Raw genomic sequence first — 21,737 nt, forward strand, 5'->3', positions numbered from 1 at the left:
CCAGCCCCGAGAGGCGAACCAGTCGGCGAACAGAGGCGGCAGGCTCACCGTGTCAGCGCCTCGAACTCACAGGTCTTGTCGTCACTCCATCGACCCCCGGAATCGAGGCAGCTGTCGATGTCCATGAACTCGCTGTTGAAGAACCACACCAAACCGATGCCCAGAACCAGAAGCACCGCCAGTCCGGCCCAAAGACAGCCCTTTCGTTTCGCAGTCACAGCGCTGACCAAGGTGAGAGCACTCGACAGCCGGAGTGCTCGAAATGGCGGACGTTGCGGGTCACGACTGTCAGGCCGTGGACGTGCGCAGTCGCTGCGATCAGTTCGTCCGTCATTTCCGAGGCGCGTCCGGCCGCCCGGTTGACCTCGGCCAGTGACGCCCATCTCTCCGTGACCGCGAGATCGACCGGCAGGATGCGCTGGTCGTAGCGGAAGATCATCTCCTCGAGCCAGAAATCGAGGTCGTCGCGCCTGCGACCCGTTTCCAGTCGCACGATGCCGCGCCGAAGCTCGCCCACGGTGATCACGCTCAGGTGCAAGTCCGACAGCAGTTGATCGGACAGCCAACGGACCACATTCGGATCGGGCCGCGCACGCTTGGGCTCGCTGATCGCGTTCGTATCCAGCAGATACATCAGAAAGGATCGATGTCACGCGCCGGTCGTCGATCCCGCTCAAGATCGATGCCTTCCAGCGAAGGGCCGTTCAAAAGCCAGTCCTTGAAGTCGCGGGTGGCGCGAGGGTCCTTCAGTCGTTGAAAGTCCTCGGCGGACACGACGACAGCGGTCGCCTCGCCGTGCGAGGAGATTTCCTGAGGCCCCTCGGTCTTCGACCGACGGATCACCTCGGACAGATTGTCCTTCGCCTTGGCGACGCTCCAGCTCATGGCGATCTCCCGGTATGGCTATACGTTATGGCCATACCGGAACGGCCGACAGTAGTCAATCCAATGTTCCCGTTCCGTTTCGCTCAAGCAACAGCTATCTCTCCTTGGTGCCCAACGAATCCGTCCTCTCCAACAGCCGCCTGACCGGGGCCGAGCCCTGGCTGGCCCTGCCGGCCGCCCTCGCCGTGCCCCCGGGCGCCGGGGCGATCTGCGACGACGAGGGCGCGCGAAAGATCGGCCGTGGCAAGGCCGAGGGGGTCTTCACGGGCGGCCCCGTGCTGGTGGCCCACGCCAGCCTGACCGCGCGGCGGCTCGGCCTGTCGCCGCCGCCTCGGTCGTCGGATTTGCTGGATGTGCTGGAACTGTGGGCCTTCGTCCGCCCCGCCACCTTCTGCGCCCCGTCCCCCAGCGGCCTGGCCCTTGCGCTCGGGATGGCCGAACCGAAGGGGGCCGAGGCCCAGGCCGCCGCTCTTCGCGACGCCGCCGCGACCCTGCTGAGCGAACTCGCCGACCCCGCCTGTCCCCACCGCGAGGACGCCTTCACCCTGGCCGAGACCCTCGGGCGCGCCGGGTGGTCCTGGGCCTGGCGGGTCTCCGGCGCGCTCCAGGCCGGACCGCTCCGTCAGCGCCAACATCGCGGCTCCGGCCTCGACGCCTGGTCCCGCCTGCCCGAGTGGGAGGACGAGGCGCCGCGCGGCGAGGCCGGCTCGGCCCCGGTCGATTCCGAATCCGCCCGCATCCGGCTGGAGAAACTGCTTCAGGCCTCGGGCCTGGACGAGACCCGCCCGACCCAGTCCGACTATGCCGCCGAGGCCGCCTATGCCTTCTCGCCCCGGAACGAAGAGGGCCGCCCCCGCATGCTGCTGGCGGAGGCCGGCACCGGCACCGGCAAGACGCTGGGCTATCTCGCCGCCGCGTCCCTGTGGGCCGAGCGCAATCAGGGGGCGGCCTGGGTCTCGACCTACACCCGCGCCCTGCAACGCCAGATCGACCGCGAGAGCGCCGCCCTGTGGCCCGACCCGGCCGAACGGCGCCGCAAGACCGTCGTCCGCAAGGGCCGCGAGAACTACCTCTGCCTGCTGAATCTCCAGGACATGGTGCAGGCGGCCCAGCTGGGCAACGGCGACCTGATCGGTCTGGCGCTGGCCAGCCGCTGGGCCCTGCACACCCGCGACGGCGACATGACCGGCGGCGACTTCCCCGGCTGGCTGCCGGGCCTGTTCGCCACCGCCCCGTCGCACCAGGCCGGCGCCGCCAACCTGGTCGACCGGCGCGGCGAATGCGTCCACGCGGCCTGCTCACACTACCGCACCTGTTTCGTGGAAAAGACCATCCGCGCCAGCCGCCGGGCCGATCTGGTCGTCGCCAACCACGCCCTGGTCATGACCCAGGCCGCCTTCGACGGCGCCCGCACTGCGCGCGGCCTGAAGCAGGACAACGAGACCGCCGCCCTGAAGCGCATCGTCTTCGACGAGGGCCACCACCTGTTCGACGCCGCCGACTCAGCCTTCTCCGCCTGCCTCTCGGGTCAGGAGGCAGCCGAGCTGCGACGCTGGATCCGGGGACCCGAGGGACGCGGCCGTCGCGGGCGGGGCCTGGAACAGCGGCTGGGTGACCTCTGCGCCGACAACGAGGCGGCATCGAAGGCTTTGCAGGACGCCATCCGCGCCGCCGCCGCCCTGCCCGGTGAAGGCATCTCCGGCCGCATCGCGCCGCCGTCGGGCGAGGTGAACCCCGTCGGCCCGATTGAGCAGTTCCTGATGGCGGCCCTCGAACAGATCCGCGCGCGCACCTCCGAGGCCGCCTCGTCCGCCAGTTCGGAGTTCGGCACCGAATGTTCGGTCCGCCCCGCGACCGAGCCCCTGCTGGAGACCGCCCGGGGCGCGGCCCAGGCCCTCGCCGCCGTCGAGGCCCCACTGCTGGCGCTCGCCCGCCACCTCGAAGACATCCTCGACGACGAGGCGTCCGAGTTGGACGGCTCGGCCCGCGCCCGGATCGAGGGGGCGTTGCGGGGCCTCGACCGACGCGCCCGCATGACGCTTCCCGGGTGGCGCTCCATGCTGGCGGCGCTTCAGGACGGGGGCGACGAACCGGACCCGGACTTCGTCGACTGGCTGTCGGTCGAGACCGCCTTCGGCCGTATCCACGACGTGGCGCTGCGCCGCCACTGGATCGACCCGACCGTTCCCCTGGAGGCCGCCGTCATCCTGCCCGCCCATGGCGTCCTGGTGACCAGCGCCACCCTGTCCGACCCGATCGCCGAGGCCTCCGGCGGCGACCTGTTCGGCATGGCCCGGATGCGCACAGGCGCCGCCCGCCTGATCGAGCCGGCCCGGACGCTGAAGGTCGAAAGCCCGTTCGACTATGCCTCGAACAGCCGGGTCATCGTCGTCAACGACGTGGCCAAGGACGACCCGCGCCAGACGGCGGCGGCCATGCGCGAACTGTTTCTGGCGGCCGGCGGCGGAGGCCTCGGCCTGTTCACCGCCATCCGCCGCTTGAAGGCGGTCTACGAACGCCTGGGCCCCGATCTGGCGAAGGCCCAGATTCCCCTCTACGCCCAGCACGTCGATCCGCTGGAGGTCGGGGCCCTGGTCGACATCTTCCGCGCCGAACAGGACAGCTGCCTGCTCGGCACCGATGCGGTGCGCGACGGCGTCGACGTGCCCGGCCGGTCGCTTCGGCTGCTCGCCTTCGACCGCGTCCCCTGGCCTCGACCGGACCTGTTGCACAAGGCGCGCCGCGAGAAGTTCGGGGCCAAGGGCTACGACGACGCCCTCGCCCGCGCCCGCATCGCCCAGGCCTTCGGCCGCCTGATCCGCCGCGCCGACGACCGGGGCGTCTTCGTCATGCTGGACGCCGCCACCCCGACCCGCCTCTTCGCCGCTCTGCCGCCGGGGACGGAGGTCCAGCGCATGAGCCTGGTCGAGGCCATCGAGGTGACGCGGGACTTCCTCACCTAGACAGGGCTGCGCCGAGCGGCAGGTTGGTTACGAAGGTCTGCTTCCCGCGACACTCTCAACGACCCTTCTCGACCCATCTCGGACCTTCAATAGGTCTGCTCATTGGCCCATGGCCGTTTCGTCCGCATCTCGACCTCGGACGGCGACCTTTGTCGGTGGTTGGCATCACGTTGTCAGCGGTCAACGTCGAGAGAGGGAGAGGGCCGCTTAAATAATGCAGGATAAGCGGATGAATCGATCGCCCATGCTGACGCCACCCCCCTTCACGATCATCTTGGATTTAGCCCTCGATCCTGTCTGGCCACCCCAGCAACCGGTAACGCTTCTCGACCAACGGGAGCAGAATATAGCGATCCGTCTGGAAGCTCTGCCAACCGGCCAATGGATTTTAACCTTTGCAGAGGCGGGGAAGGGCGAGCTCAGTTGGCATCTACCGGTGATAGAACTACACGCGACAAACGTAAAAGCGGCTTTCGCCCTGCGCGCAGATTACACTTTGTCTTTTGTTGTTGGCGGTGTGATCGTCATCAGCAATGAGGTGCAACACCCTGTCTACCAACGTGTAAGCATACCAAGGGCGCCAAGCGATCAGCCGCTTTTATGGGCAATCTCCATCGACCGAGATGATCGACGACACGTAGATATAGATGAAGCTCTACTGAAAGCCGACGATGCGCTCGAGCGCCTGAGAGGGCAGTTCACGTTCGAGGAGGTGGTCAGCCACTGGACCGACTTCCTCGTTAGTTGGCGACGCTGCATCAACAAATGTGATCGGATCGGCACACAGGCCGATCGGTCCTCTTGGAGAAAGTGCGCGCTCGACATTGATGCGGATGAGACGCTGACGTTCGTCAGCGAAGCCCGGAACGCCCTCGAACATGGCGTAGTCCAAAGTTTCAGGCTTACTCCTGCCGAAAGCGGCGAAAACGAGCCACTAATCGGCGGATCGTTTGTAGCACCAGCAGTCCTCACGCCGATCGAGATCAATGATCGCCAGAAAACGATCCGAGTTCCAACGAGTGGTCTTGGGATCACGCTGCCCGAGCCAAATCCATTTCAGTTGGCACAGATTGCATTGGCCTACGCGTGGCGGCGACGGAACGAGGCAATCGATCTAGCGGGCGAAAAGCATCACTATTGATGCCTGTTGCTTGTGTCAGCCTGCACGCCACCGTGACTTCCGCTTTCCACCCCAATCAGGCCCTCGGGATGTCTGCTTGTGGATCGGCCATCAGCTTCCTCGCCGTTGAGGGCCGTCGCCTTGGCACCCTCGCCGAGAACCTGTCAGCGATTTCAGAGGCAATGCCGCCTGTCCCACGCGATACTGCACACAGTCCATTGTGGAGTTCCGACAGGATGACGCCCCGCACCTTCCGCTCGGCTGTGCTGACCCTCGCTCTCGCGGCGTCCGGCCCGGCCCTCGTCCAATCTCCCGCCCCGCTCACTCCGACCGAGGTCGTCGGCGATTGGACTCTCGTCGTTACCCCCGTCGATCGCGAGGATCTGGACATCCGCTTCGAAATGCCGGGCGGCGGTCCGATGATACTGCCGCTGACGGTTCGGGCCAGCGCCCGTGACCGGCTGACCTGTACCCTGGACGGCGAGCCTGCCGACTGCCGCCTCACGCGCGGACGGTTCGAGGCGCTCCTGCCCAACAGCTCGGGCGCGGCCCGGATGACCTTCACGCTCGCCCGGCGCAGCGGGGCGGGGTTCACGGGCGCGGCGGCCGTCCGCATCCGCCTTTTGCCCATCGGCGGCCAGATCGGCACCGTGGCGATGACCCGCCGCTAGGTGTTCGATAGCGTCGGCATAAGGTTCATCACAACGAACACAGCGAGGTCACAACGGACACCACGGGATCGAGCGGATCGCCGAGATGGGCGTCCCACTAATGAGATCGTCGGCGGCGACGCCGCCCTTACTCTTGAGCGTGATTTCGAAGGGCCTGCGGTCGGCGACCTCCTCATCCACTCGGTCTCGTCGTGTCCGTCGTGCCTTCCGTTGTGTCCGTTGTGATGAACCCCCTTCCCCCATACGCCCTTGCCCTCGCCGCCTTTTCTCCCCACATCCTGCCGCCCGGTTCACCGCCCTAGACGCCCCGATTTCAGACGTTTCAGACGCTTCGCACCCTGTTTTTCGCCGCGGCCCGGTTGCCGCCAACGCCAAGGCCGGAATGACCGATACGCCGCCCCGTCACAAGCGCTCCGGCCTGTTCGCCCCCATCGGCCTGTTCCTGATCGCCGTGGTCGCCTGGTCGGTCTGGTGGTTCGTGCTGGCCGGTCAGGTCCGCGATCGGCTGGACAGCCGGATCGAGGCCCTGCGCGGCGCGGGCTGGGACGTCGCCTATAGCGGCATGACGACCTCGGGCTGGCCCTTCCGGGTGCGGATCGGAGCTGAGAACGTCAGCGTCACCGCCCCGTCCGGCCATGCGCTCGCCGCCCCCGATCTGGCGGCCGAGGCCAATGCCTGGAACCCCGACAAATGGGTGCTGGTCGCCGATGACGGCCTGGTCCTGACGCGGGCGGGCAAGGGCGACGTGGCTATCGGCGGGCCGGTGATCCGCGCCAGCGTCAGCGGCCTGACCCAGCGCTGGCCCAACGTCGCCGTCGAGCTGGCCGACGCCACCTTCACCTCCCATCGCGACGCGGAGGTCTTCCCCATCTCGCGCGCCGCCCGGATCGAGGCCTATCTGCGCCCCCACCTGGCTCCGGCCGGAACGGAAGGCACCGAGAACAGCGTCGATCTTCTGTTCCGCCTGATCGACGCCGAGGGCCGCCCCGGCGGTCCGGTCGAAGGCATGGCCCGAAACGGCAAGCTGACCCTGCAGATCGAGACGGTCGTCGAGGACGCCGATCGCCTCCAGGGCGCCGACGCCGCCGGCGTCTTCTCGGCATGGACGCGGGCGGGCGGGCGCTTCACCGCCGTGCGCGGTGAAATCTCGGCCGGCGACAGCCGCGCGACGCTGGCCAGCGACGTCCTGGCGGCCACGCCGGACGGGCGTCTGGCAGGCACCGTCTCGCTCCAGGCCCAGCGCCCCATGGCCGCCATCGCCGGTCTGGCCGGATCGCGGGGCGGCGCGGTCAATCAGGCGGGCGCGGCCGGAGCGGCGGCCGCCGGTGCCGTCCAGGGCGGCGAGGACGTCGATCTCAGCATCGTCTTCCGCGACGGCCGGTCCTATCTGGGCCCCTTCCCCCTGGCCCCCGCGCCCAAGCTGTTCTGATGCTGGACGAGCCGGAACTGGACGCCGAACGACTGGCGCTCGACCGGTCCCTGGCCGAGGCCCTCGCCGCCCGGATCGCGGCCGGCCCCCACGCCCGCGCGGACGCCCGCGCCCTGGCCCTGCGCGAAGGTCTGAGAAACGCCGGCCCGGTCGAAGCCGCCGTCCTGCACGCCGTCCACGGGCGAATGGAGGCCGCGGGCGGTCGCCGCTTCGTCGCATCGGGCCCGCTCTCGGCCGTGCTCGCCGCCGATCGCTGGGGCCAGGTCACGCCCGTCGCCGACGCCGAGACGGCCCTCGGCCGGGTCGATCCTTCCGTGTCCGCCCTCATCGACCTGGGCGAGCGGCCCTGGTGGGGGCGGCTGCTGGCCCGGCCCGACCTTCGCGTCGTCGAGGCCCTGCCGGACGACCGGGCGGGCACGCCCCGGGCCCTGCTGATCTCGTGCGAGCCGTCCGGTCCCACCGGCGACGATCGCACCTTCTGGGTCACCGACAGCCCCCTGAGCGACGTCCGCATTCGCGCCGACCTGGCCGAACGCGGTCTCGCCGCGACCCCGATGACGCAGGCCGGCGGGTTGAAGCTCTACGCCATCGCGGGCTATGTGCAGCCTGAGGACGGGCGGCTGCATCAGGCGCCCGGCGCGCTGTCCGGTGTCATCGGCTCAGCCCCCATCTACTGAGAAAGCCCTCCATGACCCAGGCCGCCCCCCAGCCGAAGCCCGGCATCCTCGACATCGCCCCCTACGTCGGAGGCAAGTCGTCTCTCGCCGGAATCGCCGATCCGATGAAGCTGTCGTCCAACGAGAACATGCTGGGTGCGGGCGAGAAGGCCCGCGCGGCCTATGAGTCGGCCATCAAGGCCATCCACATCTATCCCGACGGCCGGGCGGCCAAGCTGCGCGCCGCCGTCGCCGAGCATCACGGGCTGGAGCCCGACCGCCTGATCTTCGGCAATGGCTCGGACGAGGTCTTCGCCCTGCTGAACCAGACCTATCTGACGGCGGGCGACAACATCGTCACCGGCCAGTACGGCTTCCTGGCCTATCGTATCTCGGCGCTCGGCTGCGAGGCCCAGGTCAAGCTGGCGCCCGAGCCCGGCTACAAGGCCGAGGTCGACGCCCTCCTCGCCCAGGTCGATGAACGGACCAGGATCGTCTACGTCTCCAATCCGTCCAACCCGACCGGCAGCTGGAACTCCGGCGACGAAATCCGCCGCCTGCACGAGGCCCTGCCCGCGAACGTCCTGCTGGTCATCGACGAGGCCTATGCCGAATACGTCACCGAGCCCGACTGGGAGACGGCCCTGCCTCTGGCGCGCGAGGCGACCAACGTCGTCGTCACTCGCACCTTCTCCAAGATTCACGGCCTGGGCGGCCTGCGTATCGGCTTCGGCTATGCGCCCCTGCATGTGTCAGAGGCCGTCGACCGCATCCGCCTGCCCTTCAACGTCTCGGTCCCCGGCATCGAGGCGGCCACCGCCGCTTTGGCCGACGAGGCGCACCAGCAAGCATCCCGCCAGTTGATCCAGACCTGGCGACCGCGCCTGACCCAGGCCATCCGCGGCTTCGGCTTCACCGTCCTGCCCTCGGCGGGCAACTTCATCCTTGTGCTGTTCCCGGACGAGAAGCGGGGCGCCGCCGCCGCCAACGATTATCTGAACTCCAAGGGCATCATCGTCCGCGCCGTCGGCGGCTACGGCATCCACGACGGCCTGCGCATCACCGTCGGCACCGAGGATCAGAACCGCGCCGTCATCGACGCGCTCAGCGAGTTCGCAGCCTCCTAGACAGGCTGCGGCCGAGCAGCCAGGGTATCCGACGCCGTTTCGATCCGCCGCTCCAGCTCTTCCATGAAGGGCCCGCGCTTCAGATCGGCCTCGATCGGTGCCAGGAACTCATAGACGGCCACGCCCGGATGGCGCCGGAAGCCGTGGGCGGGCCAGAACAGGCCGGCATTGGTCGCGACCGGCGTGCAGGGCCGGGCCAGATCGCGATACAGCGCCGCCACCCCGGGCTTGTAGTCCGGCGGCCGCCCCGGCTCGGCGCGAGTGCCCTCGGGGAAGATGAAGATCGGGCGGCTGTCGGCCAGGCGCTCGCGGCCCTCGCGCACCATGGTCTTCAGCGCCTTTGCCGCCGCCTCGCGATCGACCACGATCATCCGGGTCTTCAGCGCGAACCAGCCGAAGAAGGGCAGCACCGCCAGCTCCTTCTTCATCACCAGACAGGGGTCGTCCAGGACGACGAACGGCACGATCACGTCCAGCATGCTCTGGTGTTTGGAAGCGATCAGGGCCGGGCCGTTCGGCCGATGCTCCAGCCCCCGGAACTCGACCCGCAGGCCCACGATCCATCTCAAGCCCAGCAGGACGAAGCGCGCCCAGGCCTTGCAAACGGCCATGGCATGGCGGTGCTGCAACAGCAGCGCCGGCGACAGGACGACGGCGAACAGCGCCATCGACAGATAGAGCCAGGCGACGAAGATCAGCGACCGCAGGGTGGTCAAGACGCCGGCGCCCCGGCGGGTTCGTCCCCGGCGGGCTCGGCCTCGGCCCCTTCGCCGGTGATGCGGTCCAGGGCGACCCGGCCCATCACGGCCAGATACTTCATGTATTCCAGGGTCATGCGCCGCGCGGTCACGGCCGCCCGCCACCAGCGCGAGTTGTCCAGCGACGGCGTCTCGACCGCATAGGGCGTCAGCTCGACCCCCGGCGCCGCGCTGCGGATCTCCATCAGCGAGCGCGGCATATGATAGTCCGACGTCACCACGATCAGGCTGTCGTAGCCCTTGGACCGGGTCCAGGCGGCGATCTCGGCGGCGTTGCCCGTCGTCGTCTCGGCCTCGAAGCCCAGATCGACGCAGCAGTTGAACAGACGGCTGGAGCCCGGCGTCAGCTCGCGGAGTTCCTGGCGACGGACCTCCGGGTTGACGCCCGAGATCAGCACCCGCTCGCCCTTGTCCTGTTCCAAGAGGCGGATGGCCGCGTTGACCCGCTCGGCCGAAGGCCCGGTCAGGGCCACGATGGCGTCGGCGCGCTCCGGCTCGGGCGTCGGCGTGAAGCCGCGCACCCGCTCGGCGAAGGCGAACAGCCCCACCAGCCAGATCAGGGCCACAATCCCCACAAGCGCCAGAAACTTCATGGCTTCTTCCTATCCGGCGGACGCGGACGCGCCAAGCCGGTCGAGCGCCCGCCCCGCCGCCAGCCGCGCCGAGACAAGCGCCACCGTAGCCGCGACCAGGGGCGTTGGCGAGAGGATCAGCAGATCGCCCCACGCCAGGGGCAGGGCCGGGCTCAATCCCTCGCCTCCGCCCAGGAACCGGACCATGCCGGCCAAGGCCAGCGCCAACCCGGTTCCCACAGCCCCGCCGGCCAGCGCCAGGAGGGCGAACCGCCGCTGGAACAGCCAGGCCACGGCCCCATCAGTCGCGCCCGACAGGCTCAGCGTCTCGATCACCGCCCGCCGGGCCTCGACGCCCGCCCGCACGGCGTGGACGATCGCCGCCCCCGTCGCCCCGGCCACCGCCAGGAAGGCCGCCAGCGCCAGCAAGGTCACCGTCCCCGCCGACCGCTCGACCTCGCCGCGCCACAGGCTGTGGTCATCGACCGTGGCGTCGATGCCACCCTCGGCCAGGGCCCGGCTCAGCACCAGGGCGCTGGCGGGTGCGTCCGGGTCCAGCCGCACCGTGACCAGATGGGGCAGGGGCAAATCTTCCAGAGCCGCCTCGCCCATCCAGGGTCGCAGCAGCCGCTCGGCCGTAGCGCGGTCCATGGCCGCCGCTTCCTCCACGCCCGGCACCACCGCCAGGGTCTCCGCCGCCCGGGCCGCCGCCGCGTCGCCGGTCTCGCCCACGCCCGGCCGAACCTGCGCCGTCGCCTCGCCCCGCAGCTCGCGCGCCCAGCCGCCCGCGGCTCGCTCGGCGGACAGGGCCCCAAGACCGGCCAGACAGGCGACGAAGCACAGGACCGCGATCACGCCCCCCAGCCACCGCTCCCCCGCCCCGTCGCGCGGCAACAGGTCCCGCTCCGGCGGCGACGGGGGGACCACGGCCTGCGCCGGGTCGAACAGGGTGGACCAGCGGATCATGCCGCCGCCGTCGCCGGGGCCGCCGACAGACGCCCGTCCGTCAGCCTCAGCAGCCGCGCGCCCGAACGTCGGGCCAGGGCCTCGTCATGGCTGGCGATCAACACGGTCGTGCCCTGTCGGTTCAGCGACTGGAACAGCTTCAGCAGCCGCTCGGCCATGGCCGGATCGACGCTGCCGGTCGGCTCGTCGGCCAGGATCAGTTCGGGCCGGCTCATCACCGCCCGGGCGATGGCCAGCCGCTGCTTTTCGCCCCCCGACAGGGCGGTCGGCCGATCGCCCGCGCGGTCGCCCAGCCCGACCCAGGCCAGCATCTCCTCCACGTCCGGCCCGTACGCCGCAGGCTTCACCCCACGCAGCCGCAACGGCAGGGCGGCGTTGTCGAACACGCTGAGATGATCCAGCAGGCGAAAGTCCTGGAAGATCACCCCCATGCGCCGCCGGAACCCCGGACGGTCGCGCGCCGGCACCGCCGTCGCCTCCTCTCCGAAAAGGGCGATTCGCCCCTCCGTCGGGCGTTCCGACAGGGTCAGCAGCCGCAGCAGGGTCGACTTCCCCGATCCCGACGCCCCGGTAAGGAAGTGGAAAGAGCCCGCAGGCAGAATCAGGGAGATGTCCCGCAGCACGCCGGGCCGTTCCGCATAGCCGAATCCCACCCCCGTCAGGCGGACGGTCTCGGGCGTAGGCGCGGGATCGGCGGCCGGGCGGCGCGGTGGGGGCATCGGCGTATGTTCGTCAGGTACGGTGCGCAGACGCACCGAGGGGAGGGGGCCGAGGGATCGGCCTCACGAAGTCAGCGGCCATGATACTGACCTGCCCGTCCTGCGCCACCAGCTATTTCGCGCCCGACGACGCCATTCCGGCGGGCGGCCGCAAGGTCCGCTGCCAGTCCTGCGCCCACATCTGGCACGCGATGGCCGAAGAGCCGCTGGCGCTCAGCGCCGCATCCGCCCCCGTGCTCGCGACCCCGACCGCCGACCCGGCCCGCGCCGCGACGGACGAGGCCCCGCCGGTCGCGCCCGAGACCCCGGCCCCCGAACTGCCCAAGGCCTTCCGCGCCCGCGCCGAACAACAGCGCCGCATCCGCCGCGCGGCCACCCACGGCGCCGTCTGGGCGGGCCTGGCCAGCGTCTTCGTCGGCATCCTGGCCGGGGGCTGGCTGTTCCGGGTCGAGGTCGTCGACCTGTGGCCCCGCGCCGCCGCCGCCTATGCCATGGTCGGCACGCCGGTGAACCCGACAGGACTGGAGTTCGAGGCCGTCACCGCCAAGGCCATGCTGGACCGCCCCGACATGGTCATGGTCTCGGGCGCGCTCCGAAACGTGCGGGGCCGTGAAGTCCAGCCGCCGCCGGTGCGTGTCGCCCTGCTGGACGCGCAGGGCGCCGAGATCGGCCACGCCGTCATCACCCTGGACGGCGCGCCTGTCCTGCCTGGTGGGGTCCAGGGCTTCGCCGCCCTGATCCGCGACCCTGCCGCCAAAGGCGTCGACGTCGGCCTGCATTTCGTCGGGGCCGTCCCCGCCTCCCGTCACGCGGAGGCGACGGGCGATCACGACGAGGCCGCCCCTTCGGGTCACGACCGTCCCCTGCCCGCCGCCGACGACCACGGCCTGCGCCCGGCCATCGTCGAGACCGCTCCGGCCATCCACGCCGACCCGATCGACGCCCGGCCGATCGCCGATGCGGCGCACGGCGCCGATCACGGCCCTATCGACAGCCATGGGGCCGAGGCGGTATCCGCCTCGCATGGCTGAACCCTCCCCGACGCCGACCGTCCTGCTCCCCGAGGCCGAGGTCGCCCGCGTCGTCGCCGACCTGGCGGCAAGGATCGCCCCCGTCATCGACGACGAGACCGTGGCGGCGGTGCTGCTGACCGGCGGCCTGTGGTTCGCCGCCGACCTGACGCGGGCCCTGTCGCGGCTGGGGCGTCACGTTCGGTTCGACGCCCTGTGGCTGGCCTCCTACGGCGACGAACAGTCCAGCCGGGGCCGCATCGACGTCCATGCCCCGTTCCAGCGGTCGCTTCAGGGCCGCAAGGTCCTGATCCTGGACGATGTGTTCGACACCGGCCTGTCTCTGGCCGAGGCCGTGCGACTGGCGAAAGAGGCGGGCGCATCGGAGGTCCTGACGTGCGTTTTCGCGCGCAAACCCTGGCCCCTGCCCCGCGCACCCGAGCCCGACTTCGTCGGCTGGGAGGCCCCGAACCGCTTCCTCGTCGGCTATGGCCTGGACCATGCGGGGGCGCTGAGGGGTCTGCCGGATATCTGCGCGCTGGACTGACTGAACGCCCCAGTTCCGCTCATCCCCGCGAAAGCGGGGACCCAGTGCTTTGGGCGAAGATTGCGAAACGGCTGCTCCCGGACCGTCATCCAGAACACCCTGCCCCACTTCAGAACTGGGTCCCCGCTTTCGCGGGGATGAGCGGATAAAAGGGAGCTACTGCATCGAGGTCTGGCTGTCGCCGTCGCCGGTCTCGGCCGCGTCGATCCGCATCAGGGCCGTCAGCACCTCGACCCGGTCGTCCAGCGTCGGCGATTCCAGCAGGGCCTGTTTCTCGGCCGGCTCGAACGGCAGGGCCATGGACAGGCTGTTGACCAGGGCCTCCTGAGGCGCGGCCTCGGCGGTCTCCCAGTCGATCTCCAGCTGTCGACGCTCCAGATACTGGCGCAAGGCGAACAGGAACGACTCGCGGTCGAAATCCTCGCCGCCGGTGGGCGACGCCAGATCGGTCTCGAACGGCGCGAAGGCGGCCCGGATCTGGCGATACGGCGTCTGGGTCGGCAGTTCGGCCGCCACCCGAAACCGGGCCACCCCCGTCAGCGTCACCAGATAGCGTCCGTCGGAGGTCTCGGCGAAGGAGGTGATCCGCCCGGCGCAGCCCACCGCCGACAGGCTGGGCAGGCGACGCGGCCCGCCGACCGGCTGGATCATGCCCAGCATCCGGTCGCCCGCCATGGCGTCGTCGATCATGTTCAGATAGCGCGGCTCGAAGATGTTCAGCGGCAACTGGCCGCGCGGCAGCAGGATGGCCCCCGGCAAGGGAAACACCGGAATGACCTGGGGCAGATCGACCGCCTTCACATAGCCCTGCGCCATCGCCCCGCCCCTCTTACGCGAACAGGATCGACGATAGACGCCGACGCCCGTCCTTGGCGATGTCGGACGACAGGCCGGCGGCTTCGAACACCACCAGCAACTGCTTCCTGGCCGCCTGCTCGTTCCACTCCAGATCGGCCTGAACGATGTCGAGCAGACTGTCGACCGCCGCCTTCAGTTCGCCGGCCGCCGCCTGGGCCAGCGACAGGTCGTAGCGCGCCTGATGATCGCCCGGGTCGGCCCGCAGCCGGGCCTCCAGCGCCGCGACCTCGGCCGTCGGCGCCGCCGAGGCCAGGGCCAGCTGGGCCCGCAGGCTGATGACGGTGGGGTTCTTGGAATCGACCGGGGCCATGGCGATGGTCTGGCGCGCCTGATCGGCGTCGCCGCCGGCCAGATAGACCCGCGCCATGCCGGCGATGGCGTCCTCGTTCTCGGGCTCCAGCGTCAGGACGTGGGCATAGGCCTGGGCCGCGCCGCCGAAGTCCGACAGGCCCAGCGATTCCTCGCCCAGCGCCAGCAGCTGTTCCACGTCGGAATTGGCCGACGATCCGCCCGACAGCTTCTCGATAAAGGCCTTGATCTGGCTTTCGGGGATCGCGCCCTGAAAGCCGTCGACCGGCTGGCCGTTGACGAAGGCATAGACCGTCGGGATCGACTGGACCCGCAGCTGGCCCGCATAGGCGGGGTTCTTGTCGACGTCGATCTTGACCAGCTTGACCGCCCCGCCCGCCACGCGGACCTGCTTTTCCAGCGCGGGCGTCAGGGTCCGGCACGGCCCGCACCAGGTCGCCCAGAAGTCGACGATGACCGGCTGGATTTTCGATTGGGCGATCACGTCGGCCATGAAGCCGGCGTCCGAACCGTCCTTGATCAGGTCGTCGGCGGCGTCGTCCTTGGGCGCGGTCGGGTCGAGAAGGCTCATCGGCGGGTCATCCTGTCGGCGTGTAACGCGAGAGCCGACAGATGGTCGCGCGAGGTGGCGGAGGCAAGCCGCTTTCTCCCTCCCCGGAACGGGGAGGGCAGATCGCGAAGCGATCGGGTGGGGGCGGCAAGGCGAACCACAGGCGATGTCGGAGTAAGGCTCGCCCGGCCGCCCCCACCCGGTCTCCGCTGCGCTCCGACCACCCTCCCCGGAACGGGGAGGGAGAAGGTCAGTCGAAATCCACCACCCTCGCCGCCCGCCCGATCTCGGTCAGAAAGCGACGAAACGCCGCTTGGCTCAGCGCCGTCGTCGCCGTGTTGGTCAGGGGGTGGAAGTTGACGATCTCCGCCTCCCACAGCCGCCGGTCCAGCACGAAGCCGACCCGCCGCTCGACGTCGTTGATCAGCCCCAGCGCCGTCACCGAACCCGGCCGCACGCCCAGGGTCTCCTGCATCAAGGTCTCGTTGCCGAACGACAGTCTGTCGGAGCCGATCACCTTCGGAGCAAGCTTCAGGTCGATGACCGTGTCCTGACGCGCCGAGATCAGCCACAGCCGCCCCTTCTTGTCCTTCAGGAACAGATTCTTGGTGTGGGCGCCAGGCATCGACGCCTTGAGGTCCAGCCCCTCCTCGACGCGGAACACCGCCGGATGCTCGTGCGTCGTCTGCTCGATCCCGCGCTCGGCCATGAAGGCCAGCAGGCTGTCGCGGTCATGCGGTGGTTGAGCGGTCATGGGCGGGCCGATAGGAAGGACGACACGACCCGCTTAGCCGAAGGACGCCGCCCCTTGGAACTGGAATGCTATCCGATGTCGGCCCGGCCGCCCGACATGGTGCCCGGCCGCCAGTCGCGGAACTGGATGGACGCCTTCGTCAGCCGGCACCCCTATCGCTGCCTGCCCCTGACCATGGCCAACACCACGGGCTGGGAAATCCTGTGTCCCTTCACCTTCACGGCCGAGTGGAACGGCGGGCCGTCGCAGGCCGACATCACCATCACGCCCGAGCGACCGCAGCCGGAGCTGGACCATTTCGTCACCTCGCACTTCTCGCGCGGGGTCCTGACCCTGCATCCCCAGTATCTGTTCCGCACCCCGCCGGGCTGGGGGATGATCTGCTCGGGATCGCCCAACCATGTGAAGGACGGCATCCAGCCCCTGGTCGGCCTGATCGAGACCGACTGGCTGCCGTTCCCCTTCACCATGAACTGGATCTTCACCCGGCCGGGCCGCGTAAAATTCGAACGCGGCGAGCCGTTCTGCTTCATAAATCTGGTCGAGCATCGCAAGCTGGAACAGGTCCAGCCGGTAATCCGCACGCTGGAATCCAACCCGGTGATGAAGGGCCAGTTCGAGGCCTGGAACCGCCAGCGCACGGACTTCAACACCCGGCTGGCGTCGGGCGACCCCGACGCGGCCAAGGAGGCGTGGCAACGCTTCTACTTCAAGGGCGAGATCCCCGAGGCCCTGGGCACCGCCCCGGCGACCCACGCCAACAAGCGCCGTCTGAAGACGCCCCGGGTCGGCTGACCCCCAAGTCACCTCCCCATCGCCGCAAGGCGATGGGGAGGTGACCCGATTCACATCGGCCGCGTGACGCGTCCGCTCAGATTTGCGACGACCTCGCGCGCGTCGAAGGCGTTGGCGTCGCCGGCCGGCTTGGGCCCGCGACCGAGCACGATCTCGGCATTGGCCTCGAACCGGTCGATCTGGCGCACGTCGAAGTCGTCGCGGCCCCAGAAGGGATCGTTCCAGCGGCTCCAGTAGCCCCGGCGGTGATAGTAGCGCCACGAGGGGCCCCAGAACGGGCTGTAAGGCCGATAGAAGGGATCGCGGAACGCCGAATAGCTGACGTCGCGATCCGTCGCGCGCTCGACCGTCGAGAACCAGTCGAAGCCATTCTCCAGCGTCAGTTCGGCTGAGCGGAGCAACAGCCCCATCTCCACCTGCTCGCGCGAGGTGACCGAGTTGCCGGCGAAGCTGACGCGGAAGCGGTCGCTCTCCAGACGCTGTTCGGCATAGCCGCCGCGCTGACCGTTGAAACCGGCGGGGGCATAGGCGGTGGAGGTCGCGCAGGCCGACACCAGCAGGGCGGCGGCGGCGACCATCAGAAGGGATCGGGTTTTCATGGGTACGCTCCGGAAGGTGGCGGACATTGCGTCGTTCCACCTGAACGGCGCATGAACAGCGTCGTTCCGAGGACAGGCAAGTCCCTATAAACGCGAAACAATCAGCACGGCGGCGGTCAGCAGCAACAGCCCGACGAAGACGCCGAACACGCGCCGGAAGCGGGGCTCGTCCATGCGCCGGGCCAGCGCCGCTCCACCCAGACCGTAGGTCGTCATGGTCACCACGTCCATGAGGATCACTGCCGCAGCGAACAGCGCCAGCTGCGGCGCGGCGGGGCGGTTCACGTCCAGGAACGGCGGCAGGACGGCGGTGAAGAACAACACCGCCTTGGGATTGGCGATCTGCACCAGGAAGCCGTCGATGAAGGCCGGCCGCCGGGTCTGCACCACCGGGCTGTCTTCGACCTGCGGCGGCGGCGGAGCCAGGACCGCCCGGATCGCGCTGACCCCCAGCCAGGCGACATAGACCGCCCCCGCGATCGCCACCCAGCGAAACACTTCGGGAAAGGCCGTGACCAGCGCCCCCAGCCCCAGGGCCGCCGCCCCGAACCACACCAGGGTCGCCACGTTCATGCCCACGACGGCCAGCAGCACCGCGCGCCGTCCTCGCTCCATGCCCGTGGCGATGGAGAACAGATTGGCCGGCCCCGGCGTCACGGCCATGACCGCCATCACCCCGCAAAAGACGAGGTAGAGCTTCGGATCGACGGGCAGGACCATCAGGCGGACAGGCAGACGACCTGGGCGACCCGCAGATCGCGGCGCAGATCATCGGCGACGCGGCCATAGTTCTCGACCGTGACGACTTCGCCCAGCAGCGGCTCGTCGGCCGGCTGCTCGCCCCGGATGGCGGGGCCCAGGGTGTCGGGCGCGGTGGTGTAGATGCGGCCCCGGCGCGGAGCCTCGGCAATGGTCATGGCCACGACCCGGCCGCGCCGGTCCATGGTCGGCGCCCCCGACAACCCGGCCAGCGTGCCTTCCAGCCCCTCGGTGCGTCCCACCTCGGCCCAGGCCAGGACAGGCTCGTCCCTCTGGCCGCGCCCGCGCACCTTCAGCACCTCGCGTCCCAGCAGGCGCGAGGTCACCTCGCCCGGCTTTCCCTGAGGATAGCCCGGGTGGAAGCCGCGCTGCCCGACTCTCAGCGGCTCGGCGGTGGTGACCGCGAGGGCGGGTGGTCCCCCCGCCGTGATCAGCAGGGCGATGTCCGCGCGCGGCGACAGGCGCACATCGGCCGAGACCGCCCGGCCTCCGCCCACGACCAGGGCCGGTCGGCGGCATCCCTCGACCACATGACGCGCCGTCAGCCAGCGTCCCTGTCCGGCGATGGAAAAGGCCGTGCCCGCCGCCGGCACGAACGGCACGTCCGGCGTCGTCACCGTGACCGACGGATCGAACGGCGTGATCGGACCCAGAAGCGCGCCCTCCACCTCGTCCGGCGGCGGCGGGGCAGGCGGGGCGTCGGCGTTCTCGCGCCGGCTCAGCGATACGGCCAGGATGACCGTCAGCAGGCCGCCATAGACCAGCCAGTCGGGCGGGCGGGGAAATCCCATCGCCGTCTCAGCCCGTCAGGGCGGCGGCGAGGATCAGGGCGGTGGCCAGCTTGGCGGCGACCAGCAGGACGGCGGCCGACACCTCGCCCTCCTGGATGCGCTGGGGCAGGCCGGTCAGGACCAGATCGACGATGCGGAAAGCCAGCAGCTGCAGCACCAGGGTCGCCAGACCCCACAGCAGGATGTCCCGGATCGAGGTCGACACCGACAGCGACACCGCCAGCGGAATGGCCAGGCCCAGCAGGACACCGCCGAAGGCCACGGCGGCCGCCGAATTGCCCTGGCGGATCAGGGCGATCTCCTTCCACGGCGTCAGCAGGCCATAGATCACCGCCCCACCGCCCAGCAGGGCCAGGGTGGCGAACAGATGCAGCACCAGCACGGGAAATCCGCTGGCGAAGGCCTGGACTTCGGGACTGGCGAGGGCGTCGGTCAGGGGGCTGGCGGCCATGGTCTCGGTTCAAGCGGCGGCGAAAAGGGTGGGGAACGAAAGCAAAACGACTTGCCCCATTGCGGTCACGATCCGCAAGGTCGCGGCGGCCACACTGTGTGACCAATGATTGCGGAAGCGTGATCGCTCCGGCTAATCGCGGCCCATGACCGATCCCGCCCTGCCCACCGTCCTCGTCGTCGCCTGCGCCCTGGTCGATATCGACGGGCGGGTGCTGATCGCCCAGAGGCCGCAGGGCAAGGCCCTGGCAGGACTGTGGGAATTTCCCGGCGGCAAGGTCGAGCCCGGCGAGCGGCCCGAGGCGGCCCTGATCCGCGAGTTGGACGAGGAACTGGGCATCCAGGTCACCGAGGCCTGCCTCGCCCCGTTCGTTTTCGCCAGCCACGCTTACGATTCGTTTCACCTGTTGATGCCACTGTATCTCTGCCGACGCTGGTCGGGCGTGGTCACCCAGCGTGAACACGCCGCCCTGGCCTGGGTGAAGCCGTCAAAGCTGGCGGACTATCCCATGCCGCCCGCCGACGCGCCCCTGGTCGCCTGGCTGCGCGACCTGCTCTAGGTCCGGAGGCCGCCGATGACCCCGCTGATCCGCCGCTTCCTCTCGGACGACCGGGGCGCGACCGCCATCGAATACGGCCTGATCTGCGGCCTGATCTTCCTGGTCATCGTCACCGCCGTCGGCCTGTTCGCCGGGCGCGCCACGGCGATGTTCGAGTACATCGCCACCACCATCACCGCCGCCATCTAGCCCTCTCGGTGCTCGGTCACCCCGAGCGCATCGGCCAGCCGGACCTTCGCCGACCCCCGCTTCAAGGGCTTAGGCTGGCTCTCGTGCGGGGCCCATCCCGCCAGGTTGACGATCTCGAACGTCGCCGGAATCCGCCCGTCCGCCTCGCCGTGGCGTTCGGCATACAGCATCGCCGCCCGGGCCACGATCGCGGGGTTCAGCGGTCTCAGCGGCCCGGCCAGGACATTGGTCTCGGCCATGGCGCGCAGATCGCGCACCAGGGCCGGCAGGCCGGAATACCGCACCGTCAGCCGGTCCACGTCCGCCACCGGCAGGGCGAACCCGGCCCGCTGCAGCAGGCCCGCCCCGTCGAACCCGTCCGCGAACGGCGACACCCGCGCGCTGGCCCCGCCCCGCGTCTCCAGTTCCGCCTCGGTCAGGACGCCCCTCAGTTCCTTCAGCGTGCCCGCGCCCAGCAGGGTCCCCAGGAACAGCCCGTCCGGCTTCAGCGCCCGCCGGATCTGCGTCAGCGCCCCCGGCAGGTCGTTGGCCCAGTGCAGCGTCATCAGCGACACGATCAGATCGACCGACCCGTCCGCCAGCCCCAGGGGCGCGGCCCCGGGGTCGGCCACCTCGGCCACGGTCCCGACCGCGCGCGGCTCGCCCACCCGCCCACGCGCGTCCGATCCGGCCAGTAGATCGGCGAACACCCCCGGATGCGCCGACAGGTCGACGACGACCGGAAAGTCGCGCAAGGTCGCCTCCAGGCTGAGAACGGCGTTCTCGGCCGCGCGCCTGTGCAGGAAGTCGGCCTCGCCGAACCGCCGGCTCGCGCGCGCCAGCCGCGCCGCCCGGCGATGCGGATCGAAGATGATGGGGGGACCGGCCGCGCTCATGGGCCAACAGGATGGGGTCTGGAGAGAGCGATGGGAAGCGGGCCGCGCCCGGCTTTCGCCGACGCTGCGTGCCCTCGGCCGTGGCCTGACCGACCTGATCCTGCCGCCCCTCGCCCACGACAGTGTCGAAGCGACCGCCCAGGCGGGCCTGACGCCCGACGCCTGGAGCCGCGTCGTCTTTCTGGAGGACCCCGTCTGCGACGGCTGCGGCGCGGCGTTCGAGTTCGACGGCGGTCCCTTCGCGTCCGACCGATGCGCGGCCTGCATCGCCCTGCCCCACCGCTTCGCCCGGTGCCGGGCCGCCTGCGTCTATGACGAGGCGTCTCGCGGGCTGATCCTGAAGTTCAAGCACGGCGACCAGCAGCAGTTCGCCCCCCTGTTCGCCCGCTGGCTCAGCCGCGCCGCCGCCCCCCTGATCGAGGACGCCGACGCGATCTGCCCGGTGCCGCTGCATCCCACGCGCCTGCTCGGCCGCCGCTTCAACCAGGCCGCCGAGGTCGCCCGCCCCCTGGCCCACACCGCCCGCCGCGACTACCTGGCAGACGCCCTGATCCGGTCCCGACCCACCGACAGCCAGGGCGGCCGGAGCGCCCGGGGCCGGCGCATCAACGTCAAGTCCGCCTTCGCCGTCACCGAGGCGGGGGCGCGGCGCGTGCGCGGTCGGCGCGTCCTGTTGATCGACGACGTCCTGACCACCGGGGCCACGGCCGAGGCCTGCGCCACCGCCCTGCTGGCCGCCGGTGCCCGCGCCGTCGACCTCGCGGTCATCGCGAGGGTGCGAACCGCGCGCGAACTGCCTAGATAGAAGGCCAAATCCAGTCTTTG

27 protein-coding genes are annotated in these 21,737 nt (G+C 70.0%); 12 read left to right on the forward strand and 15 right to left on the reverse strand.

Features of this window, described 5'->3' with window-relative positions; genetic code table 11:
- Window positions 1-44: 44 nt before the first annotated feature.
- From ABN401_RS12445 to ABN401_RS12455, 3 genes are read right to left on the reverse strand one after another with little or no spacing between them, the layout of a single operon-like run.
- On the reverse strand, window positions 45-176 hold the full coding sequence (locus ABN401_RS12445; protein ID WP_349685176.1) for a hypothetical protein: 132 nt from the start codon (window positions 174-176) through the stop codon (window positions 45-47).
- Between the two features lie 38 nt (window positions 177-214).
- On the reverse strand, window positions 215-634 hold the full coding sequence (locus ABN401_RS12450) for a type II toxin-antitoxin system VapC family toxin (RefSeq protein ID WP_349685177.1): 420 nt from the start codon (window positions 632-634) through the stop codon (window positions 215-217).
- The gene (locus tag ABN401_RS12455; protein WP_349685178.1) at window positions 634-885 is read right to left on the reverse strand and encodes a type II toxin-antitoxin system Phd/YefM family antitoxin; all 252 of its coding nucleotides are present in this window, start codon (window positions 883-885) and stop codon (window positions 634-636) included. Before ABN401_RS12455 ends, ABN401_RS12450 begins: the two co-directional genes overlap by 1 nt.
- 107 nt (window positions 886-992) lie before the next feature.
- Between ABN401_RS12455 and ABN401_RS12460 the strand changes: the two genes are divergently transcribed.
- From ABN401_RS12460 to hisC, 6 genes are all read left to right on the forward strand, one after another.
- The gene (locus ABN401_RS12460) at window positions 993-3,848 is read left to right on the forward strand and encodes an ATP-dependent DNA helicase (RefSeq protein WP_349685179.1); all 2,856 of its coding nucleotides are present in this window, start codon (window positions 993-995) and stop codon (window positions 3,846-3,848) included.
- Between the two features lie 244 nt (window positions 3,849-4,092).
- Window positions 4,093-4,989, forward strand: coding sequence for a hypothetical protein (locus ABN401_RS12465; protein ID WP_349685180.1), 897 nt, complete (start codon window positions 4,093-4,095; stop codon window positions 4,987-4,989).
- Window positions 4,990-5,204: 215 nt separating this feature from the next.
- Entirely contained in the window at window positions 5,205-5,639 is a 435-nt protein-coding gene (locus ABN401_RS12470) for a hypothetical protein (RefSeq protein ID WP_349685181.1), read from the forward strand.
- A gap of 382 nt (window positions 5,640-6,021) precedes the next feature.
- Window positions 6,022-7,068, forward strand: a complete 1,047-nt coding sequence (locus ABN401_RS12475; RefSeq protein WP_349685182.1) for a DUF2125 domain-containing protein — start codon at window positions 6,022-6,024, stop codon at window positions 7,066-7,068.
- Window positions 7,068-7,745 (forward strand): hypothetical protein, encoded by a 678-nt coding sequence (locus ABN401_RS12480; protein ID WP_349685183.1) that lies wholly within the window; start codon window positions 7,068-7,070, stop codon window positions 7,743-7,745. The genes ABN401_RS12475 and ABN401_RS12480 overlap by 1 nt, the downstream gene beginning before the upstream one ends.
- Before the next feature lie 11 nt (window positions 7,746-7,756).
- A complete protein-coding gene (gene hisC, locus ABN401_RS12485) occupies window positions 7,757-8,851 on the forward strand; it encodes a histidinol-phosphate transaminase (protein ID WP_349685184.1) in 1,095 nt (364 codons plus the stop codon).
- Here the strand turns inward: hisC and ABN401_RS12490 are convergent.
- Genes ABN401_RS12490 through ABN401_RS12505 form a run of 4 tightly spaced genes read right to left on the reverse strand, consistent with a single transcriptional unit; the run spans window position 8,848 to window position 11,866 of the window.
- Window positions 8,848-9,567, reverse strand: coding sequence for a lysophospholipid acyltransferase family protein (locus tag ABN401_RS12490; protein ID WP_349685185.1), 720 nt, complete (start codon window positions 9,565-9,567; stop codon window positions 8,848-8,850). The genes hisC and ABN401_RS12490 overlap by 4 nt on opposite strands.
- Window positions 9,564-10,202, reverse strand: coding sequence for a YdcF family protein (locus ABN401_RS12495; protein WP_349685186.1), 639 nt, complete (start codon window positions 10,200-10,202; stop codon window positions 9,564-9,566). The genes ABN401_RS12490 and ABN401_RS12495 overlap by 4 nt, the downstream gene beginning before the upstream one ends.
- Window positions 10,203-10,211: 9 nt before the next feature.
- On the reverse strand, window positions 10,212-11,147 hold the full coding sequence (locus tag ABN401_RS12500) for a cell division protein FtsX (RefSeq protein WP_349685187.1): 936 nt from the start codon (window positions 11,145-11,147) through the stop codon (window positions 10,212-10,214).
- The gene (locus ABN401_RS12505) at window positions 11,144-11,866 is read right to left on the reverse strand and encodes a cell division ATP-binding protein FtsE (protein WP_349685188.1); all 723 of its coding nucleotides are present in this window, start codon (window positions 11,864-11,866) and stop codon (window positions 11,144-11,146) included. The genes ABN401_RS12500 and ABN401_RS12505 overlap by 4 nt, the downstream gene beginning before the upstream one ends.
- A gap of 80 nt (window positions 11,867-11,946) precedes the next feature.
- On the opposite strand from ABN401_RS12505, the gene ABN401_RS12510 reads away from it, so the two are divergent.
- Window positions 11,947-12,897 carry an MJ0042-type zinc finger domain-containing protein gene (locus tag ABN401_RS12510; protein ID WP_349685189.1) on the forward strand — a complete coding sequence of 317 codons (951 nt, stop codon included), beginning with the start codon at window positions 11,947-11,949 and terminating at the stop codon, window positions 12,895-12,897.
- Complete coding sequence (locus ABN401_RS12515; protein WP_349685190.1) at window positions 12,890-13,423, forward strand: phosphoribosyltransferase; 534 nt, start codon at window positions 12,890-12,892, stop codon at window positions 13,421-13,423. Before ABN401_RS12510 ends, ABN401_RS12515 begins: the two co-directional genes overlap by 8 nt.
- A 156-nt stretch (window positions 13,424-13,579) precedes the next feature.
- Here ABN401_RS12515 and ABN401_RS12520 read toward each other — a convergent pair whose 3' ends face one another.
- The 3 genes from ABN401_RS12520 to ABN401_RS12530 all read right to left on the reverse strand — a co-directional run bounded on the left by ABN401_RS12520 (window position 13,580) and on the right by ABN401_RS12530 (window position 15,894).
- The gene (locus ABN401_RS12520) at window positions 13,580-14,239 is read right to left on the reverse strand and encodes an LON peptidase substrate-binding domain-containing protein (protein ID WP_349685191.1); all 660 of its coding nucleotides are present in this window, start codon (window positions 14,237-14,239) and stop codon (window positions 13,580-13,582) included.
- Window positions 14,240-14,252: 13 nt separating this feature from the next.
- Window positions 14,253-15,161, reverse strand: coding sequence for a thioredoxin family protein (locus ABN401_RS12525; protein WP_349685192.1), 909 nt, complete (start codon window positions 15,159-15,161; stop codon window positions 14,253-14,255).
- A 229-nt stretch (window positions 15,162-15,390) separates the two neighbouring features.
- Window positions 15,391-15,894 (reverse strand): prolyl-tRNA synthetase associated domain-containing protein, encoded by a 504-nt coding sequence (locus ABN401_RS12530; protein WP_349685193.1) that lies wholly within the window; start codon window positions 15,892-15,894, stop codon window positions 15,391-15,393.
- Window positions 15,895-15,948: 54 nt separating this feature from the next.
- On the opposite strand from ABN401_RS12530, the gene ABN401_RS12535 reads away from it, so the two are divergent.
- Window positions 15,949-16,689, forward strand: coding sequence for a DUF6065 family protein (locus ABN401_RS12535; protein WP_349685194.1), 741 nt, complete (start codon window positions 15,949-15,951; stop codon window positions 16,687-16,689).
- Window positions 16,690-16,739: 50 nt separating this feature from the next.
- Here the strand turns inward: ABN401_RS12535 and ABN401_RS12540 are convergent, their stop codons facing one another.
- The 4 genes from ABN401_RS12540 to ABN401_RS12555 form a co-directional block, all read right to left on the reverse strand.
- The gene (locus ABN401_RS12540) at window positions 16,740-17,288 is read right to left on the reverse strand and encodes a CC0125/CC1285 family lipoprotein (RefSeq protein ID WP_349685195.1); all 549 of its coding nucleotides are present in this window, start codon (window positions 17,286-17,288) and stop codon (window positions 16,740-16,742) included.
- 84 nt (window positions 17,289-17,372) lie between these two features.
- Window positions 17,373-18,008: a LysE family translocator gene (locus ABN401_RS12545; protein WP_349685196.1), complete on the reverse strand. Its 636-nt coding sequence runs from the start codon at window positions 18,006-18,008 to the stop codon at window positions 17,373-17,375.
- Window positions 18,008-18,838 carry a S1 family peptidase gene (locus ABN401_RS12550; RefSeq protein WP_349685197.1) on the reverse strand — a complete coding sequence of 277 codons (831 nt, stop codon included), beginning with the start codon at window positions 18,836-18,838 and terminating at the stop codon, window positions 18,008-18,010. The genes ABN401_RS12545 and ABN401_RS12550 overlap by 1 nt, the downstream gene beginning before the upstream one ends.
- A gap of 7 nt (window positions 18,839-18,845) precedes the next feature.
- Window positions 18,846-19,289 (reverse strand): DUF350 domain-containing protein, encoded by a 444-nt coding sequence (locus ABN401_RS12555; RefSeq protein WP_349685198.1) that lies wholly within the window; start codon window positions 19,287-19,289, stop codon window positions 18,846-18,848.
- A 145-nt stretch (window positions 19,290-19,434) separates the two neighbouring features.
- On the opposite strand from ABN401_RS12555, the gene ABN401_RS12560 reads away from it, so the two are divergent.
- Both ABN401_RS12560 and ABN401_RS12565 read left to right on the forward strand, forming a co-directional pair.
- A complete protein-coding gene (locus ABN401_RS12560) occupies window positions 19,435-19,848 on the forward strand; it encodes a (deoxy)nucleoside triphosphate pyrophosphohydrolase (protein ID WP_349685199.1) in 414 nt (137 codons plus the stop codon).
- A gap of 15 nt (window positions 19,849-19,863) precedes the next feature.
- Window positions 19,864-20,037, forward strand: a complete 174-nt coding sequence (locus tag ABN401_RS12565) for a Flp family type IVb pilin (protein ID WP_349685200.1) — start codon at window positions 19,864-19,866, stop codon at window positions 20,035-20,037.
- Here ABN401_RS12565 and ABN401_RS12570 read toward each other — a convergent pair.
- Window positions 20,034-20,912, reverse strand: coding sequence for a methyltransferase domain-containing protein (locus ABN401_RS12570; RefSeq protein ID WP_349685201.1), 879 nt, complete (start codon window positions 20,910-20,912; stop codon window positions 20,034-20,036). The genes ABN401_RS12565 and ABN401_RS12570 overlap by 4 nt on opposite strands.
- Between ABN401_RS12570 and ABN401_RS12575 the strand changes: the two genes are divergently transcribed.
- Window positions 20,911-21,717: a ComF family protein gene (locus ABN401_RS12575; RefSeq protein WP_349685202.1), complete on the forward strand. Its 807-nt coding sequence runs from the start codon at window positions 20,911-20,913 to the stop codon at window positions 21,715-21,717. The two genes, ABN401_RS12570 and ABN401_RS12575, sit on opposite strands and share 2 nt — an antisense overlap.
- The last annotated feature ends 20 nt before the right edge of the window (window positions 21,718-21,737 follow it).

The sequence above is a fragment of the Brevundimonas aurifodinae genome, assembly GCF_040195595.1.
GTDB lineage: Bacteria > Pseudomonadota > Alphaproteobacteria > Caulobacterales > Caulobacteraceae > Brevundimonas > Brevundimonas aurifodinae.